This window comes from Treponema primitia ZAS-1, from assembly GCF_000297095.1.
In the GTDB taxonomy this organism is placed as follows: Bacteria; Spirochaetota; Spirochaetia; order Treponematales; family Breznakiellaceae; genus Termitinema; species Termitinema primitia_A.
The window spans coordinates 168951-185012 of the sequence record NZ_AEEA01000058.1 but is presented as its reverse complement, the minus strand read 5'-3'; the positions used below and the strand labels follow the sequence as shown (position 1 = coordinate 185012).

The window sequence follows — 16062 nt, the reverse complement described above, 5'->3', positions numbered from 1 at the left end:
CTCTGTTTATATTCTATCGCTAACGGAGTAAAAAAAGAAGGGCTCACGGCGCTTATGTCCCTGAGCCCTTCGATGTCAGTACCGGTACCTATACCTTCGCAAGACCGGCTTTGATCTTTTCGGGCAGGGCGGGGATATGGGTTATCCGCACCTTACAGGCGTCGTAGATCGCGTTCAGTATCGCCGGGTGGGAACCGCAGAGCGGAACTTCGCCCACGCCGGAAGCGCCGTAGGGGCCGCTGGGCCGGAGCGCTTCGACATACTCAATAACAAAATCATCGGGTATATCTTCGATCAACGGGAGGCCGCAGCCCGCCAGGGTATTGTGTTTGGTCAGGTCCTCAAAGTCCTCGGTGAGCGCAAGGCCGATGCCCTGGGCGATGCCGCCGTATATCTGGCCGTCCACCACGGATTTGTTGATAAGCTTACCCACATCAGCAACGGTGTAGAAGGAGATTACCCGGGCTTTGCCGGTCTCGGTGTTCACCTCCACGGTTGGTATAAAGACTTCGTACATATAGTTGGAGAAGGGCGCGCCCTGGCTGGTTTCCAGATCGCAGTTGGTACACATATCTGCGGTCCAGCTTCCTTCGTAACGCAGCGGCGCCTTGGCAGCGGCCATTTCCTCGTAGGTCCGGTAGGTCCCGTCGGGTTTTTTCAAGGCGTTAAGCAGGTTCTCTGCGGCGACCCTGATGGCGTTGCCCGTGACTACGTTGGAACGGCTGCCCCCGGCGGGTCCGGAGTTGGGGGTAATGGCGGTGTCGTTCATCACCACCTTGATCTTTTCCGGGGTGAACCCCGCATGGCGGAGGGTCTCGTGGGCCATGGTGAGGGTTCCGATATCCGCGCCCTGTCCGTGGTCTTCCCAGCTGGATCCGACCTTTACGCTGCCGTCGCTTTGCAGTTCAACCCAGGCGGCGGAGGAGTCCGTGCCGTCAAGGCCGCAACCGTATACGCCGATGGCGATCCCCGCCCCGTATTTCAGCTTCCCGCCCTTGGCGTTCAGTTCCTTTACCCGTGCCTTGGCGGCGTAGTAATGCGGTTTTGCCTTGTCCATCAATTCCGGCAAAGAGAATACCTCAGGGGTCTGACCGGTAATATTGGTACACCCCGGGCGGTAGATGTTCTTGTAGCGGATCTCAAAGGGATCGACGCCGACTTTTTCCGCCAGGATATCCATCAGTATTTCTGATCCAAGCTCCGCTTCCGGTGCGCCGTAGCCGCGGAATGCGGAACCCCAGGCGTGGTTGGTAGCAACGGTGTAGTTTTCCGTGCGGATATTGGGCACATCGTAACCGGCCATGTGGTACTGGGCCAGCCGCAGGGTGAGGAGATCGCCGAACTCGGAATAGGGTCCGTGGTCGAGGATGTTCTTTCCTTCCAGGGCCAATACCTTGCCGTCCTTATCCGCCGCGACCTTCAGGTTCATGAAGGTGGGGGAACGTTTGCCGGTGTAGGTGATCATCTGGTGCATATTGTAGACCAGGGAGACCGGGCGTTTATCGCAGGCAAGACAGGCTACGCCGACCAGGGCTTCCATGGTGGGGGAGAACTTGTACCCAAAGGTACCCCCCGAGCCGTTTTGCACCAGCCGCAGCTTGTCAAGCTCAATGCCGATTCCGGCGGCGATCATGGCCGCGTGGAGGTGGATGGCGATGGACTTGGAGTGGATGGTCAGCCGGCCTTCGCTGTCGATGTATGCCTGGCCGCAGTCCGGTTCCAGGGGCAGGTGGGGCTGCCGGGAGCAGTAGGATGAAACCTCCGCTACGTTGGGCGCCTTGGCTATGATGTCCCTGGTCTCGGCGCCCTTCTTGTTGTTGATCTGGAAATATACGTTGGGGGTTCCGGGATGAATTTCGATGGCGTCATCCGCCATGGCCGCTGGGGCGCTCATATAGGCGGGGAGTAGTTCCAGGTCTACCTTCACTTTCTTCGCCGCAGCCCTGGCCTGTTCCACCGTGTCGGCGGCTACGATGGCGATGGCGTCTCCGTACTGGAATACCTTTTCGTCGCAGAGTATGGGCCGGTCCCAGCCATCACCCTTATTGGTGGGGAAGGTGATAAGACCGGTGATCCGGTTCTTGCCGCTTACATCCTTGTGGGTAATAACCTTGTAAACCCCTTCCATCTTTTCAGCTTCGCTGGTGTCGATGCCCTTAATCTTCGCGTGGGAAACTTCGGCCTGCACCAACGCTAAGTGCAGTGTTCCTGCGGGCATCTGCAGGGCCATGTCGGCGCCGAAGTCCCATTTGCCCGTAACCTTCGCCTTTGCAGAGGGGCGGTGGTAATAGGTTCCGGTGATATTGTTGCCCACCGGTTTGAAGAGCAAATCTTCCTTCTGCAGTTCGCCCCGAAGTACCTTGGCGGCGTCCATCACGGCGTCTACCAATGGCTTGTAGCCGGTACAGCGGCAGGCGTTACGATGCTTCTGGAACCAGGCGCGAACCTCGTCCCGGGTGGGGCTATGGTTTTCCGTGAGGAGTTGTTTTGCGGACAGGATAAAACCCGGAGAACAGAACCCGCACTGGGCGCATCCGTGGGCCATCCAGGCAAGCTGCAGGGGATGTAGATTTTCCGGGGTACCGATTCCCTCAATGGTTTCGATGGCGTCATCTTCCCCAAGGGTTTTAATTTTACGGGTACAGGCCCGTACCACCTTACCGCTGATAATGACCGAACAGGCGCCGCATTGACCGTTGCCGCACCCAACTTTACAGCCCGTTAAGAGGAGCTGTTTTCGCAGCGTCTCTGCCAGCGTGGACTCGCCGTCAACAATTAATGTGCGAGGCTGTCCGTTTATAGTAAGCGTCTTTTTCTCCATACTTGATACCTCTCATGACAGTTATTGTAAGCCCGCCGGAAAGGAATCGTCAAGAAAAATAATCATCGTCAATATGAAGCAAAGATAGATGTGTTTGTACTGTTTTGATGCAACTTATGATAATTTTCGCATTTATTTTTTTATCTGTTTGTTTTAGTTTTGTTTAACCCTTTGTGAAAGCCCTGGAACAACATCATAAACATACGGATTTTTAACCGCAAAGGCGTGCAAAGGAACAAATACTTATTCGCCTTTTTTCATTTGTCATCGTAATGCCCTTTACATTGATGGATCTCAAGGATGTCCTGACTAATGCGATATATTAACCTGTTAGCTTCATTAATCCGGCGACTCAAATAGCCGGAATAATTTCCTTTCAGTGGTTCCGGCTTACCGATGCCGCCGAATGGATCGCGGTCAATGTCTTTTATTAGTTGGTTTATCCTTTTTAGCATTTTTTTATCCTGCGTTTGCCAATAAAGATAATCCTCCCAACCACTTTCTGAAAAAATCTTACGCATTTTCCATTGCTTCTAATTCATCCATGGTTTTTTCTACCACTTTTCCGGTGGTAAATTCTGCTATGGATTGTTTTAGCCGTTCCATGTTTTTTTCATTGTAATAGGGATCGGAAATTTCAAAAGGAATTTTACCTTGCCGCAATGACTGGCGTACAAATATATTGACCGCTGTGGACAGGTTCATCCCGAAGCCATTAAACATAGTTTCGGCTTGTTCCTTAATATCACGATCCAGCCTTACGGTTACATTAATAGTTTCTGCCATAATGACCACCTTAATAATAAATATATCCTATATCTTCGTGCATATCAAGTTATTTGCACGAAGATATAGGATATTTAGGAGACAAAAAGATGCCTGACAGCGGAAAATGGTACCGGCCACCGAATTGGCCCACTCACTTAAGTGGCTCTAGCCAGTTTTGCCTTTATCTGTTCCAGAGTATGGCCTTGTTCCATAAGCTGGTCTCCAAAGACCTCCCCCTGTGGTGTACCCCTCCCCCCGCCCGCCGATGTCACATAGTACGAAGAAGGGGTATTTACCGGTGGGGGTCACTTGCCGGAAAGGTGACTGTCATCTTTCCGGCAAAAATGATTTTCAAGTATGCCCAGCTTGACGAAGTTGTGGCTGCAAAGGGCCGGCGCGTGGCCCAGGGGGAAACCATAGCCCTCTCGAGAAATACCGGATTGTCAACCGGGCCCCTTTTGCATTTTTCGGTTTACTACCAAGAGCGGGCGATTGATCCCCTGTCGGTTTTGCGGTAAGGGGGGAAGAGAAAGCAAAAAAGCACCCGGTTATATACGACGAAGACAACCCGGAATCTACCCCGGAAGCGCTGGAGGAATTCGCCGTCCTGGCTCGCGAACTTCGGAGCCGGAAAAGCAAACAGGACACAAAACCAGTAATTGCCCTTCGGATAGAACCGGAAGCCCTGGCAAAATACAAGGCCCTGGGGAAAGGTTATACCGGAACAATGGGGGACGTATTAAACTACATCGTCAATAACCCGGAAATTCTGGCTAAGATTTTATAGTAAACGCCTATGGCGCCTAGCGTTGCCGTTAGAGCTATGTCTCTGGGATTAGAGGATATGACTCCTAGTGGGAACGATTAGGGGTGTTTTTTGGAAAGGGTCTTTTCCACCGCATCAGCGACAACCCGCTCGATGTTGGCGGCGACAGTCTCCTGCAACTGCGCAAGGGCGTTTTCCGCCGCCATCATCGCCATTGTTATTGGGTATTCGGTATATACCTGTACAGCAGTTACTAAAGCTGTCGTAGACGTTGCTAGTGATAGCAAGTTGGTAAAGGATGCCGTTAGGGATGCAACTGGCGGACAGGATGCTGCTAAAATGGCTTCTGAAGCAATTACTATATCGCCCAAAGAACTTTATGATGCCTATGAAAGCAACGAAATTAAAGCTTATACAAACTATAAAGGCAAGGCCGTTAGGATCAGTGGCGAGGTTGGCGACATCGGAAAAGATATTTTGGATAAGGCATATATAAAGTTTAATGCCGATGCGTATGGAATGACTGGGGTACAAGTTTATTTCAAAACAGCTGAAGCAGAAAAACTTGGTGATCTGGACAAGGGACAAACAATCACCATAGTTGGAATCTGTGATGGTAAACAAATTATAAATGTTGTTATTCAAGACTCTTTTTTTGAATAATTATATCCTATTATTCCTTTGATATTGACCGGTTTAGTAATAGACCGGTTTTTTTATTACCTTTGTGAAATATCCAGAGGTTAAAACCCGGCCTATCCTGATTTCAAGGGACAATACGAAATTTTGGCAGCCCTGCCCGCCCAGCCTAAGCCCTGTTCATAGGCAACGCAGCGCCGCCGGCCGCTGTTTTATCTCCGGACTGGCCGCATACCGGGAAGGAAAGGGCAGTAAAAAAACAGGGTTACTGCAAAATTTTTCATCGAATACCTCCTAAAGGTGCCACTCCAGTATGTGATCCCCCCGGTAAATACCCCTTCTTCTTATTATGTGACATCGGCGGGCGTGGGGAGGGGTACGCCCGCCTTCATGTATATGGAATTCCTCACTGGAGGAGACCCGAAGGGGCTCCGTAAGTGAATTCTACATGCACATGAAGACGGGTGCACCACTCCCCACGCCCGTTTTGCCGACAAAGTACAAAGAAAAAGGGATATTTCCCACCCACTGGACAGAGCGCCGCTTTCTTGCTACACTAACCAAATATAAGACTTACAAGGAGTTATCATGTCCGGCCATAGTAAATGGGCGACTATTAAGCACGCAAAAGGCGCCGCCGATGCAAAACGCGGCCAAATTTTTACCAAGCTGATCAAGGAAATATCCATTGCCGCCAGGATGGGCGGGGGGAGTCCCGACGCAAATCCGCGTTTACGGACCGCTATTCTCAAGGCCCGGGGCGCTAATATGCCCAAGGATAACATCGACAGGGCCATCAAAAAGGGTACCGGCGAGTTGGAAGGGGTCAACTACGAAGAGCTGATCTACGAAGCCTATGCCCCCGGCGGGGTGGCGATCTTTATCGAGGTCCTGACGGACAATAAAAACCGGGCTGCCGCGGATATACGCAATATGCTGACCCGGGCGGGTGGGCAGCTTGCCACCTCCGGATCGGTTTCCCGGCTCTTCAAGCGCCAGGGGATCATCACCGTTGATGGGGACAAGTATACCGAAGACCAGATCATGGAGATCGCTATTGACGGCGGCGCCGAGGATGTGGCCCTTTCCGATGGGATTATCGAGATTACCACCTCCCCGGAAGACTTTGAGTCGGTGCTTACCGTGATAAACGAAAAGGGTATCGAGACCATGAGCGCCGAGGTGAGCATGGTTGCCGAAGCCGAGGTAGCCCTTGAGGGGGATGCCACCGGCAAGGTGGTCAAGCTTATCGATAGGCTGGAAGAAAACGAGGACGTGCAGAACGTGTATTCCAACCTGGAAATACCCGAAGGTTTTGAGTCGGAGTAAGAAGTCCGGGCTGCTGGCCCTAGCCGGGCAGGCGGCGCGGACCGGGAAGGTACGCCGTATCCTGGGGGTCGACCCGGGCTTGTCCTCCGTCGGCTGGGGGCTTGTGGAGATTGGGGGCAGCCGGATTCGGCATATCGCCCATGGATGTATTGAAACCAAGGCGGATCGCCCCCAGGCGGAACGCCTTTTTTCGATTTATACGGCATTTAAAGAGGTCCTGGCGGCCTATGAGCCTGCCGAATCCGCCATGGAAACCCTTTATTTCGCCAGGAATGTGTCCAGCGCCATGCCGGTGGCGGAAGCCCGGGGGGTGCTCGGTATGGCCCTGGCGGAATGGGGGCTGCGGGTACGGGAATTTACCCCCAATGCGATAAAGCAGGCCGTAACCGGGGCGGCTAGGGCGGATAAATCCCAGGTTCAGGAAATGGTCAGGTTTATCCTGGGGCTGGAGGATATCCCGAAACCGGATCACGCCGCAGACGCCCTGGCTTCGGCAATTTGCGCTGCCCACACGCTTTTTCTTGAATAAGTCGGCGAATTATCCCGAAAGACTTGAAGAAAGATGATTTCGATAGTACAGTAGATGGTAAGGAACAATGCGGTTTCAATAGGAACCGCCAGGAGTTGCAATGGCTGACCAGAATCAATTAGTTACCTTTCAGCTTGGGGAAGAATTATACGGGATTAATATAATGGACGTAAAAGAAATCGTCCGCGTCCAGGAAATCAGGGCTATTCCCAATGCTCCTGGTTATGTTGAAGGTATTTTTAATCTCCGCAGTGAGATAATTCCGATTATCAACCTCCATAAACGGTTCCACCTAAAAAGGATGATTAGCTCCGAGGAAGATGAATTGCTGTCCGGTTTTATTATCCTCGATATCGATGGGATGAAACTGGGGGTAATCATAGACCGGGTTTCCCGGGTGGTGACTATTGAGAAGGAAGAAATTCAGCCGCCGCCCCAGATGCTCAGCGGTATTGGGGCGGAGTATATAAAGGGAGTCGTCCGGCAGGATCATGGGTACCTTATCATCCTGAATATACGGGACCTCTTTAATGCTAAGGAACTACAGAAAATCGCGGATCTTAATAAACGCTAATGGACTTTAGTCCTCCGACACCCGAGGTAATTACATGAAAATTGAAGTTTACTCTCCGACCATCAGGCGGAAAGAGATGGACGCGGTTCTTACCGCCCTGGTGGAGGATAAGATCGGTCCCGGGGAACACGCCCAACATCTTGTTCAGATTGCCAAGGAACGGCTTCAGTTTGATTATTCCCTGGCCCTGCGGAGTCCCGCTATCGCTCTTTTCCTTGCCCTGCGTACCCTCAATTTAGAGCAGGGACAGGGGGTGATTATTTCCGCCCTTTCCCCAAGATATTACAAACAGGTGATCGAAGATCTCGGCCTGGTTCCCGTTTATGCGGATGTGATGCCCTCGTCGGCCTCCATGGGCCCGGAAACCATTGAGGCTGCCCGTTCCCGGCCCGGCGGGCCAGTTGCCCGGTGCATTGTTCTGCACCATACCCTGGGCTATGTGCCGGATATGGCCGGCATCCTTGGCCTGGGGCTGCCTGTTATTGAAGACCGGTCCCAGAGCTATGGCGCCCTGTCCGCCGAACGGCCCCTGGGTCCCGCCGCTGCTGAAGCCGCTGCCGCCGAGGCTGCCGCTACCCAAGCTCCGCCGGAGCCGCCCTATCCTTCCGGGGCGCTCACCATACTGGGGCTGGAAGAAAAGGACCTGCTTACCGCCGGGGGAGGGGCCCTGCTCTACGCCATGAGCCGCCGGGATGCGGGGGTACTGCGGAACTATGCGGAACTGCCCCCGGAGTACGGGTTACCGGATATGAACGCCGCCATGGCGGTGGTCCAGTTCCGGGAAGCGTCGCGGAACCTGGAAAAACGGAGGGAAATCGCCAAGCTCTATGCCCAGGCGAGTCTCCGCACCCGGCACAAGCGTTTTGTTCAAAATGATACCTTCGAATACAATAACTACGCCTTCTCCCTGGTCCTGGAGACCGGCATGAAGGATGTAAAGGCCTATGCCAAGCGGAAGGATATCGCCGTGGAAAGCGCCCTGGAGGATAGCCTTATGGGCGCCGGCCAGGTTCCTACCGAACTTTGTCCGGAATCCTATTCCCTGTCTCTCAGGACTGCCCTCTTTCCCCTCTACCCCCGGCTCAGCGGGCCGGATATAGAGAAGGTCTCCAAGCTCATTCTGACCCTTCCATAAGTAAGGATCGCAGGATGGGAGAAATCAAACGGGCATTGTTGATTGTTAACATCCTCAAAGAAAACTCCCGGTCCCTGGGCAAAACGATTGAGACGGAACTGCGCCGCCGGGATATAAAAACCCACTCCTTTTTCTTCGATGGCCAGGGTGATTTTAAACCCGATGGGGAGTACGATTGCTGTTTCAGCCTGGGCGGGGACGGCACGGTCCTCTACGCTGCCCGGACTCTGGCGCCCCTGGGGGTTCCTATTTTCCCGGTAAACCTGGGCTCCCTGGGCTTTATCGCCGCAGTCCACCCGGAGGCATGGGTACAGGTTTTTGAGGCATGGCTCCGGGGGGAGGCGGCCCTTTCCCGCCGGCTCATGTTGGAGGTTCGGGTAGAACGGCAGGGTAAAACCATAGCCCGGGATACCTGTCTGAACGATGCGGTGATTTCCGCCCTGGGGATAGCCAAGCTTTTAAGCATGGGGGTTGAATCCGTTTCGGAGCCCGGCAAGGGGGACCCCATACGCCTGGGGCATTACCGGTCCGATGGACTTATCGTGGCTACTCCCACCGGTTCCACCGCCTACTCGGTAGCCGCCGGGGGGCCCATTCTGGACCCGGAACTGGCGGCGGTGATTATCAACCCCCTTTGTCCCTTTACCCTGTCCAACCGCCCTATGGTGGTACCCGCCCACGAAACGGTGATCGTGGAACTGGAAAGCGAACAGCGGAGCGGCATACTCCTCACCGTGGATGGCCAGGTTACGGAATCCCTGGAACCCCGGGACCGGATCTTCATACGCCGGGCGCCCCGGGACGCCCTGCTCATTGCTTCGGACCGGGAGGGCTTTTACCGGGCGCTGCGTACCAAGCTCAACTGGTCCGGCGGATCCTTAACCGGCGAGGTGGGCCATGCTTGAGGAACTTAATGTTCGCAACTACGCCCTGATCGACAATCTTTCGGTATCCTTTGAGGGGGGCCTTAATATCCTCACCGGGGAAACCGGGGCGGGGAAGTCCATCATTGTGGGCGCCCTGAGTTTTCTCCTGGGCGCCAAGGCGGATATTTCGGTGATCCGCACCGGCAGCGAGGAGGCTTCGGTATCGGCGGTGGTTTCCATTCGGGAGGATAACCGGGATGTGCTGGACTGGCTTGCAAGCCGGGATATTGCAGCAGAGGATGGGCGTATCATCGTCCGGCGGAATATAAAAACTTCGGGGCGTTCTTCAATATATATACAGGATGCGCCCCTTAGCCGGAATGATCTGGAACAATGTATGGGCCTCCTCTTTGATCTCCACGGTCAGCATTCCCACGAATCCTTGCTGCATAAGGAAATACATCGAAAATATCTGGACCGCTTCGCCGGTCTTGAGAACGAGGCCGCCCAGTTTAACGGAATATTCCTGAACCTGGCGGATAAAAAGAGGACCCTGGAAACATCCGCCGCCAATGAGCGGGACCGGGACGCCCGGCTGGAGATACTTCGTTACTCTATTGAAGAAATCGACAAGGCGGCGGTGAAAAACGGGGAGAGCCGGGAACTGGAGACCGAATCCAAACGGCTGGCTTCCTTTGAAAAATTAGCGGGGCAGGTAAATACCGCCGCCGCCGCCCTGTTTGAAGATGAACCTTCGGTGTTGTCCCTAGGCCGGCGTGTCCGTACGGCAATGGATAATGCCGCCACCATTGATGGGGAACTTTCGGCCATGCAGCAGCGTATGGAGAATCTCTACTACGAGGCGGAGGATCTGGCGGAGGAATTCCGCTCCTACCGTGATGTGCTTCGCTACGAACCGGGCCGGCTGGAGGAAGTGGAGGAACGGCTCGCCCTGCTGTACCGGCTGCGGAAGAAATACGGGGGGGGGGCGGCTTCCGGGGCCGAGGAAGACGGCATACTGGCCTACAGGAATGCTGCGGAGGCGGAGATTGACGCCCTTTCCAATGCCGAGGAAAACCGGGGAAAACTGGGCGCGGAAATTGCCCTTCTGGAAAAGGACCTTGCCGGCCGGGCCTCGGCACTGGGTGCAAAACGACGTTCCGCCGCGGCTAAACTGGGGGATAGGATCAGTGTTATCCTCAAGAGCCTTGGTATGCCCAACGCTTGTTTTGAGGTAGGGGTGAATAACCGGGGGCAAGAGCAGCAAAAGACATCCATGGTAATCGGTCCCTGGGGCGCGGAGGATGTAGAATTTCTCATCTCCGCCAATGCCGGGGAGCCTTTAAAGGATCTGTCCCGTATCGCCTCCGGGGGGGAACTTTCCCGGGTGATGCTGGCAATCAAAACGGCGCTTACCGGGGAACATACCGGGGCTGTCTCCGATTCGCAGCGAATCTCTGATTCGAAGAGAATCTCCGATTCTCAGGAAACCCTGGTTTTCGATGAGATCGACACCGGTATAGGAGGAGAGGTTGCCCTGGCGGTGGGGGACTACCTCCGGAAGATCGGCGGCATTAAACAAATTTTCTGTGTAACCCATCTTGCCAGCATCGCCGTTCGGGCGGATAATCATCTGAAGGTTGAGAAAAAGACCGGGGGAGGCAGGACCACCACCGTAATTTCAGTGCTGGCCGCCGATACGCTCCGGGGGGAAATTGCCAGGATGCTGGCGGGAGACGCCGGGGGTGCGGCAGCCCTGGCCCATGCGGATGAATTGCTGAAGAAATACAAGAAATGAGGATACAATGGCGAAGACTTCCAGCATTGAACTGCGCCGGTATTTGGAACGGATCGGTGGTTTTAACGAGGCTATTAATAAACTCCTGAGCCGGGAAAAGGAAACCATGTCCCAGATCCGTCAGGATAGCGAGGAAGCGGGTATGAAACGGGTCGCCCTTGCTGAGGATATGCTCAGCCTTACTTCTAACTATATTATTGTGAACGGCATTTCCCAGGTTGTACTGGGCGCAAAAAACGAGGAAGCCCTCAACAACGCCCGAAAATCTCTTTACAAATGTATCATCTACCTGGAAAGGGTGGTGAGTAATCATGTTGACGCCCCCTTCTCGGATTACGAGGAAAAACTCGCCGGGATCGCTCCTCTGGATGCCGCTGCCCGTTACCTGCTTGTCCGCAAGATTGGGCTTGCGCTCCAGCTTGTGGAAGATGCCTATGGGGATAATACAAAATGGCGGTGGTCCTTCGTTGAACTTGAGGGGCGTTTTGCGACGGTGGCAAAAAATATCATGGATTTGAAAAAGGCGGTGGTCAATACGGATCCCCGCTCTCCGGAATATGAACCCACGGTATACCATCTGCGCTTGATAAAGAAACTGTTGGCCCAGACGGCGGACCGGTACCGGGAAAAATACGAATTATCCACAAAGAATGTTGAAGATTTTAATATGGGGATACATTTTCTTTCGGCCCTTCGCAGGCTCTACAGCGTCCTGGGACCCAGGGAAGAGACGGAGATGACCAAGAAAAAACTGGATATTTGGACTGCCAAGCTTGAAGCGGATGTTAAGAAGAATACGATGGCCCCTCCAAAAAGAATACAGGATGAAGATGACAGCGATACCGAAGAATAGGACATCCCTCTGGGAATACAAAACCATTCTTCCCTACCTTGCCCGGTACCGCAGGCAGTATATCCTGGGTTTTCTCTGTCTCCTCTTGGTAGATGCCGCCCAGGTGCTGATCCCCCAGCTTATGCGCCAGGCGGTGGATTTGATTTCCCTTGGTAGTCTTGCTGCCACCGGCAGCATTGCTGGCGCTGGCAGCAGCAATGCTGTTGGAAATCATATTTTTCTTCTCTGTCTCGGTATGGTCGGGAGTATGTTCCTTGTCTGCGGGGGGCGTTTCCTCTGGCGTTATTTTATCCATGGTTCCTCCCGGCGCATAGAGACGGAACTGCGGGGCAGGCTCTTCGATCATCTCCTTATTCTGTCCTACGATTTTTACCAGGAAAACAAAATCGGGGATCTCATGGCAAAATCCACCAGTGATGTAGGGGCGGTACGGACGGCTATCGGCATGGGACTCGTGGCCCTGGTGGACGGTACGGTTCTTGCCACAGCAATCCTGATTATTATCTTTATCCAGGATGCCCGGACCGCAGCCTTCGCGGTAATTCCCCTGCTTCCTGTTACGGTACTGATACTCCTCTTTGGGCATAGGGTGGGAAAGCAGTTCCAGAGGGCGCAGGAAACCTACTCCGCCATGAGCGATACGGTCCAGGAGACCTTTGCCGGTATCAGGGTTATCAAATCCTTTGTGAAGGAATGGTGGTTCATCAAAAAATTTGCGGACACCAATGACGATTACCGGGACGCCAATATGGTCCTGGTCAAGACCTTCGGGTTATTTTTTCCTCTCATCACCTTCCTTTCGGGACTCACCTCCCTGATCCTCCTCCTGGTGGGGGGCCGCCGGGTGGTGGAGGGTCTTATGAGCCCCGGGGAACTGGTGGCCCTGTTCAGCTATTTTCAAATGCTTATCTGGCCCCTAATGGGCGCGGGGTTCATGGTAAATATGATACAGCGGGGCGCCGTGAGTCTGGGCCGGGTGAACTCCGTACTGGAGACGAAACCCTCCATCGTTTCCCCCGCGGTGGTGAGGCGGCCGGAACCGGGGCTTGGGGTAAACGAAATTGAAATACGGAACCTGAATTTTGCCTACGGCGATGCGAATGTTCTGGAGGATATCACCCTGAACATAGGCCGGAACAGCTGGGTGGGCATCCTGGGCCGTACCGGTTCGGGAAAGACCACGCTGCTCAAAACCATGACCCGTATGGTGGATCCCCCGCCCGGTGCAGTATTTGTGCGCGGCGTGGATGTGCGGGAATGGGACCTGGAGGAACTGCGCGCCCTTTTCGCGGTGACCCCCCAGGACAGCTACCTCTTTTCGGATTCCATAGGCCGTAACATTGCTTACGGCCTTGAGGAAGCCGACGAATCCCGTATCAGGGAAAGCGCAGAACTGGCCGCCCTGGACCGGGACCTGGCGGGCTTTGCCCAGGGATGGGAAACCACCATCGGTGAGCGGGGGCTTACCCTTTCGGGTGGGCAAAAACAGCGGACCGCCATTTCCCGTTCTTTAATTATGGACGCCGAAATCCTTGTTCTGGACGATTCTCTTTCCGCGGTGGACGCGGAAACGGAAAAGCGGATACTCCGGGGTCTTCTGGAGCAACGGGAACGGAAAATCCAAGGAAGCCGTGGTTCTACTGCGGTGATAGTTTCCCACCGGGTCTCCACCCTTGCCTACACAGATATTGTGCTGGTACTGGAACAGGGCCGGATTGTAGAAAGCGGTTCCCCCCGGGAGCTGCTTGAAAAGGGCGGCTTCTACGCGAAGATGGCGGAGCTGCAGCGGCTGGAGCAGGGAGAGGGCCATGGCTGATTATTTTGAAAGCGAAGATGTGGTGAAGGGCTACGACAGCGGCCTGGTCCGGCGCATCATGGGCTACATAAAACCCTACCGTCTTTTGAGCTTCGCCATGCTTTTTACCCTGGCCCTTTCTACCCTGGGCGAATTGGGCATCCCCGTTATCCAGCAGCGGCTCATAGACGATTCAATCCTGGCCCGGTCCCTCCTCCTTCGCCAAGACGGAAACAGCGGTCTCTCTCCGGAGGCGCAAAGATCCTTGGAGCAGCTCAATAATACTAAGCGCAGTATTGCGGTTGGGACAAATCTCTTTATACCCCAGGGCCGGTCTTTCCTTGCCGGTCCGTCCCGAAGCATCACCGCCGCGGCGGAGGGGGAACTGCGGTCTGCGGGTATCCTGGACAGCGGCCAGTGGTATGCCTTTACCCTGAAGCCGGATGATCCCGCCATGGCGGTAATGGAAAGCCGGGGTGAACTTTTCCTCCGGGGCAAAACACCCGCCGGCGCTGAAACTGCGGCCATAAGAACCGCCGACCTCTACGCCCTGCCGGTTGACCAAATCCGGGCAGTGCGGAGCAGGGACTTTTCCCGCATACTCCTTACGGTAACGGAGATGTTTATCATCCTTACCCTGGTCTTTGTCTGTACATTTTTCCAAACCTGGACTACCTCCCTCATAGGACAGCGGGCCATGAAGGAAATGCGGCTGGCGCTGTTTAAAAAAACCGCCTCCCAGTCCACCGCGTTTCTGTCCCGGCATCCGGTGGGCAGGATCGTTACCCGGCTTACCGGGGATGTGGAAACCCTGAACGAATTTTTTACCACCGTCCTCGTGGCCTTCCTCAAGGACCTTTCTGTAATGATTGGGGTACTGGCGGTCCTTATTATGCTTTCCCCCAAACTGGCCCTGGTGGTTCTTCTGCTCCTGCCCCCGGTACTGGGGATCACCGCGGTGAGCCGCCTAAAGGCCAGGGACGCCTTCCGGCAGCAGCGGGTCGCATCTTCCCGGGTAAACTCCTACCTTTCGGAGCGTATCTCCGGAATCCAGGTGGTGCAGCTTTTCCGGGGCGGAAAAAAAAGCGGCAGGGAATTTGCGGAACGGAATAAGGAACTCCTGGACGCCAACCTGGGAGAAATGTACGTTTTTGCTACCTTCAGGCCCCTGGTAGAATTCCTCTCCACCCTTACGACAGCGGCGGTGATCGTGGTTGGCGCCAACATGGTCTTTAACCTTTCCCTTTCCCTGGGGGTGCTCATTGCGTTTATCAATCTGGTGGCCATGTTCTACGCCCCGGTGATGGATATTTCGGAAAAGTATACCCTCCTCCAGTCCGCCATGGCCGGGGGGGAGCGGGTCTTTAAGCTCCTGGATACGGACGAACACATCCCCAATACGGGAACCCATTCCGTTGAAGGTTCCATACGCGGGGATATTGCCTTTGAAAATGTGCAGTTTTCCTACAAAGACGGGGAAGCGATACTCAAGGATCTGAGCTTTACGGTGAAGGCCGGTGAGATGATAGCCATTGTGGGCTATACCGGCGCGGGGAAAACTACTATTACTAATGTGCTTGCCCGGCTCTGGGATATCAATTCCGGGCGCATTACCCTGGACGGCATCCCCATTACCGACATCCCCCTGGGGGAGCTGCGCCGCTCGGTGCTTCCGGTTTTGCAGGATGTGTTCCTGTTTTCAGGCGCCGTGGCGGATAACATACGCCTGGGGCTGCCCCTCACGGACGAGCAGGTGGAAGAAGCCGCCAAGGCTGTCCATGCCCACGAATTTATCTCCCGCCTCAGTGAAGGCTATCAGACCAAGCTTTCCGAAGGGGCCGCCAATATATCCTCGGGCCAGCGGCAGCTCATCAGCTTTGCCCGGGTCATTGCCCACAACCCCGCAGTGGTTATCTTAGACGAAGCCACCAGTTCCGTTGATACGGAAACGGAACATCTGATCCAACTGGGCCTTCAGCGGGTCCTGGCAAACCGCACCTCCATTGTCATCGCCCACCGGCTCTCCACCATACGCCACGCCAACCGTATCCTCGTCCTTTCCGGCGGCCGCCTGGTAGAGCAGGGGACCCACCGGGAACTGATAGCCCAAAATGGCTTGTATGCGGGGCTGTACAGGTTACAATACGAAGGGGATTAACCGCGGACCTCACGGATGAAGAAGGAAGAAC

Annotated in this window: 15 protein-coding genes; 12 read left to right on the top strand and 3 right to left on the bottom strand. The window is 54.6% G+C overall.

Features of this window, described 5'->3' with window-relative positions; genetic code table 11:
* Positions 1 to 88: 88 nt before the first annotated feature.
* From TPRIMZ1_RS0111625 to TPRIMZ1_RS0111615, 3 genes are all read right to left on the bottom strand, one after another.
* Complete coding sequence (locus tag TPRIMZ1_RS0111625; RefSeq protein ID WP_010259629.1) at positions 89 to 2821, bottom strand: molybdopterin-dependent aldehyde oxidoreductase; 2733 nt, start codon at positions 2819 to 2821, stop codon at positions 89 to 91.
* A 257-nt stretch (positions 2822 to 3078) separates the two neighbouring features.
* On the bottom strand, positions 3079 to 3342 hold the full coding sequence (locus TPRIMZ1_RS0111620) for a Txe/YoeB family addiction module toxin (RefSeq protein WP_010259627.1): 264 nt from the start codon (positions 3340 to 3342) through the stop codon (positions 3079 to 3081).
* The gene (locus tag TPRIMZ1_RS0111615; RefSeq protein ID WP_010259625.1) at positions 3335 to 3607 is read right to left on the bottom strand and encodes a type II toxin-antitoxin system RelB/DinJ family antitoxin; all 273 of its coding nucleotides are present in this window, start codon (positions 3605 to 3607) and stop codon (positions 3335 to 3337) included. The genes TPRIMZ1_RS0111620 and TPRIMZ1_RS0111615 overlap by 8 nt, the downstream gene beginning before the upstream one ends.
* A 302-nt stretch (positions 3608 to 3909) precedes the next feature.
* Between TPRIMZ1_RS0111615 and TPRIMZ1_RS20505 the strand changes: the two genes are divergently transcribed.
* The 12 genes from TPRIMZ1_RS20505 to TPRIMZ1_RS0111555 all read left to right on the top strand — a co-directional run bounded on the left by TPRIMZ1_RS20505 (position 3910) and on the right by TPRIMZ1_RS0111555 (position 16031).
* Positions 3910 to 4107, top strand: a complete 198-nt coding sequence (locus TPRIMZ1_RS20505) for a M23 family metallopeptidase (RefSeq protein ID WP_010259623.1) — start codon at positions 3910 to 3912, stop codon at positions 4105 to 4107.
* Positions 4108 to 4139: 32 nt separating this feature from the next.
* Positions 4140 to 4376 carry a BrnA antitoxin family protein gene (locus tag TPRIMZ1_RS20080; protein ID WP_081503666.1) on the top strand — a complete coding sequence of 79 codons (237 nt, stop codon included), beginning with the start codon at positions 4140 to 4142 and terminating at the stop codon, positions 4374 to 4376.
* 90 nt (positions 4377 to 4466) lie between these two features.
* Entirely contained in the window at positions 4467 to 5018 is a 552-nt protein-coding gene (locus TPRIMZ1_RS20075) for an OB-fold protein (protein ID WP_081503663.1), read from the top strand.
* Between the two features lie 564 nt (positions 5019 to 5582).
* Positions 5583 to 6323: a YebC/PmpR family DNA-binding transcriptional regulator gene (locus TPRIMZ1_RS0111595; protein WP_010259616.1), complete on the top strand. Its 741-nt coding sequence runs from the start codon at positions 5583 to 5585 to the stop codon at positions 6321 to 6323.
* Positions 6310 to 6852 carry a crossover junction endodeoxyribonuclease RuvC gene (ruvC, locus tag TPRIMZ1_RS0111590; RefSeq protein WP_010259614.1) on the top strand — a complete coding sequence of 181 codons (543 nt, stop codon included), beginning with the start codon at positions 6310 to 6312 and terminating at the stop codon, positions 6850 to 6852. The genes TPRIMZ1_RS0111595 and ruvC overlap by 14 nt, the downstream gene beginning before the upstream one ends.
* A gap of 100 nt (positions 6853 to 6952) precedes the next feature.
* Positions 6953 to 7426, top strand: a complete 474-nt coding sequence (locus tag TPRIMZ1_RS0111585) for a chemotaxis protein CheW (RefSeq protein ID WP_010259611.1) — start codon at positions 6953 to 6955, stop codon at positions 7424 to 7426.
* Between the two features lie 34 nt (positions 7427 to 7460).
* Positions 7461 to 8561, top strand: a complete 1101-nt coding sequence (locus TPRIMZ1_RS0111580) for a DegT/DnrJ/EryC1/StrS family aminotransferase (protein ID WP_026043682.1) — start codon at positions 7461 to 7463, stop codon at positions 8559 to 8561.
* A 14-nt stretch (positions 8562 to 8575) separates the two neighbouring features.
* On the top strand, positions 8576 to 9466 hold the full coding sequence (locus tag TPRIMZ1_RS0111575; protein ID WP_010259606.1) for an NAD(+)/NADH kinase: 891 nt from the start codon (positions 8576 to 8578) through the stop codon (positions 9464 to 9466).
* Positions 9459 to 11225: a DNA repair protein RecN gene (recN, locus tag TPRIMZ1_RS0111570; protein WP_010259605.1), complete on the top strand. Its 1767-nt coding sequence runs from the start codon at positions 9459 to 9461 to the stop codon at positions 11223 to 11225. The genes TPRIMZ1_RS0111575 and recN overlap by 8 nt, the downstream gene beginning before the upstream one ends.
* 7 nt (positions 11226 to 11232) lie before the next feature.
* A complete protein-coding gene (locus TPRIMZ1_RS0111565) occupies positions 11233 to 12078 on the top strand; it encodes a hypothetical protein (protein WP_010259603.1) in 846 nt (281 codons plus the stop codon).
* Complete coding sequence (locus TPRIMZ1_RS0111560; RefSeq protein ID WP_026043681.1) at positions 12050 to 13894, top strand: ABC transporter ATP-binding protein; 1845 nt, start codon at positions 12050 to 12052, stop codon at positions 13892 to 13894. The genes TPRIMZ1_RS0111565 and TPRIMZ1_RS0111560 overlap by 29 nt, the downstream gene beginning before the upstream one ends.
* On the top strand, positions 13887 to 16031 hold the full coding sequence (locus tag TPRIMZ1_RS0111555) for an ABC transporter ATP-binding protein (RefSeq protein ID WP_010259598.1): 2145 nt from the start codon (positions 13887 to 13889) through the stop codon (positions 16029 to 16031). Before TPRIMZ1_RS0111560 ends, TPRIMZ1_RS0111555 begins: the two co-directional genes overlap by 8 nt.
* Positions 16032 to 16062: the final 31 nt, after the last annotated feature.

Excerpts from the sequence above, each read along its gene's own strand:
- TPRIMZ1_RS0111620 (WP_010259627.1), bottom strand. The coding sequence starts at position 3,342 with ATGCGTAAGATTTTTTCAGAAAGTGGTTGGGAGGATTATCTTTATTGG.
- recN (WP_010259605.1), top strand. The coding sequence starts at position 9,459 with ATGCTTGAGGAACTTAATGTTCGCAACTACGCCCTGATCGACAATCTT.
- TPRIMZ1_RS0111575 (WP_010259606.1), top strand. The coding sequence starts at position 8,576 with ATGGGAGAAATCAAACGGGCATTGTTGATTGTTAACATCCTCAAAGAA.
- TPRIMZ1_RS0111580 (WP_026043682.1), top strand. The coding sequence starts at position 7,461 with ATGAAAATTGAAGTTTACTCTCCGACCATCAGGCGGAAAGAGATGGAC.
- TPRIMZ1_RS0111625 (WP_010259629.1), bottom strand. The coding sequence starts at position 2,821 with ATGGAGAAAAAGACGCTTACTATAAACGGACAGCCTCGCACATTAATT.
- TPRIMZ1_RS0111560 (WP_026043681.1), top strand. The coding sequence starts at position 12,050 with ATGAAGATGACAGCGATACCGAAGAATAGGACATCCCTCTGGGAATAC.
- TPRIMZ1_RS0111615 (WP_010259625.1), bottom strand. The coding sequence starts at position 3,607 with ATGGCAGAAACTATTAATGTAACCGTAAGGCTGGATCGTGATATTAAG.
- TPRIMZ1_RS0111565 (WP_010259603.1), top strand. The coding sequence starts at position 11,233 with ATGGCGAAGACTTCCAGCATTGAACTGCGCCGGTATTTGGAACGGATC.
- TPRIMZ1_RS0111585 (WP_010259611.1), top strand. The coding sequence starts at position 6,953 with ATGGCTGACCAGAATCAATTAGTTACCTTTCAGCTTGGGGAAGAATTA.
- TPRIMZ1_RS0111555 (WP_010259598.1), top strand. The coding sequence starts at position 13,887 with ATGGCTGATTATTTTGAAAGCGAAGATGTGGTGAAGGGCTACGACAGC.
- TPRIMZ1_RS0111595 (WP_010259616.1), top strand. The coding sequence starts at position 5,583 with ATGTCCGGCCATAGTAAATGGGCGACTATTAAGCACGCAAAAGGCGCC.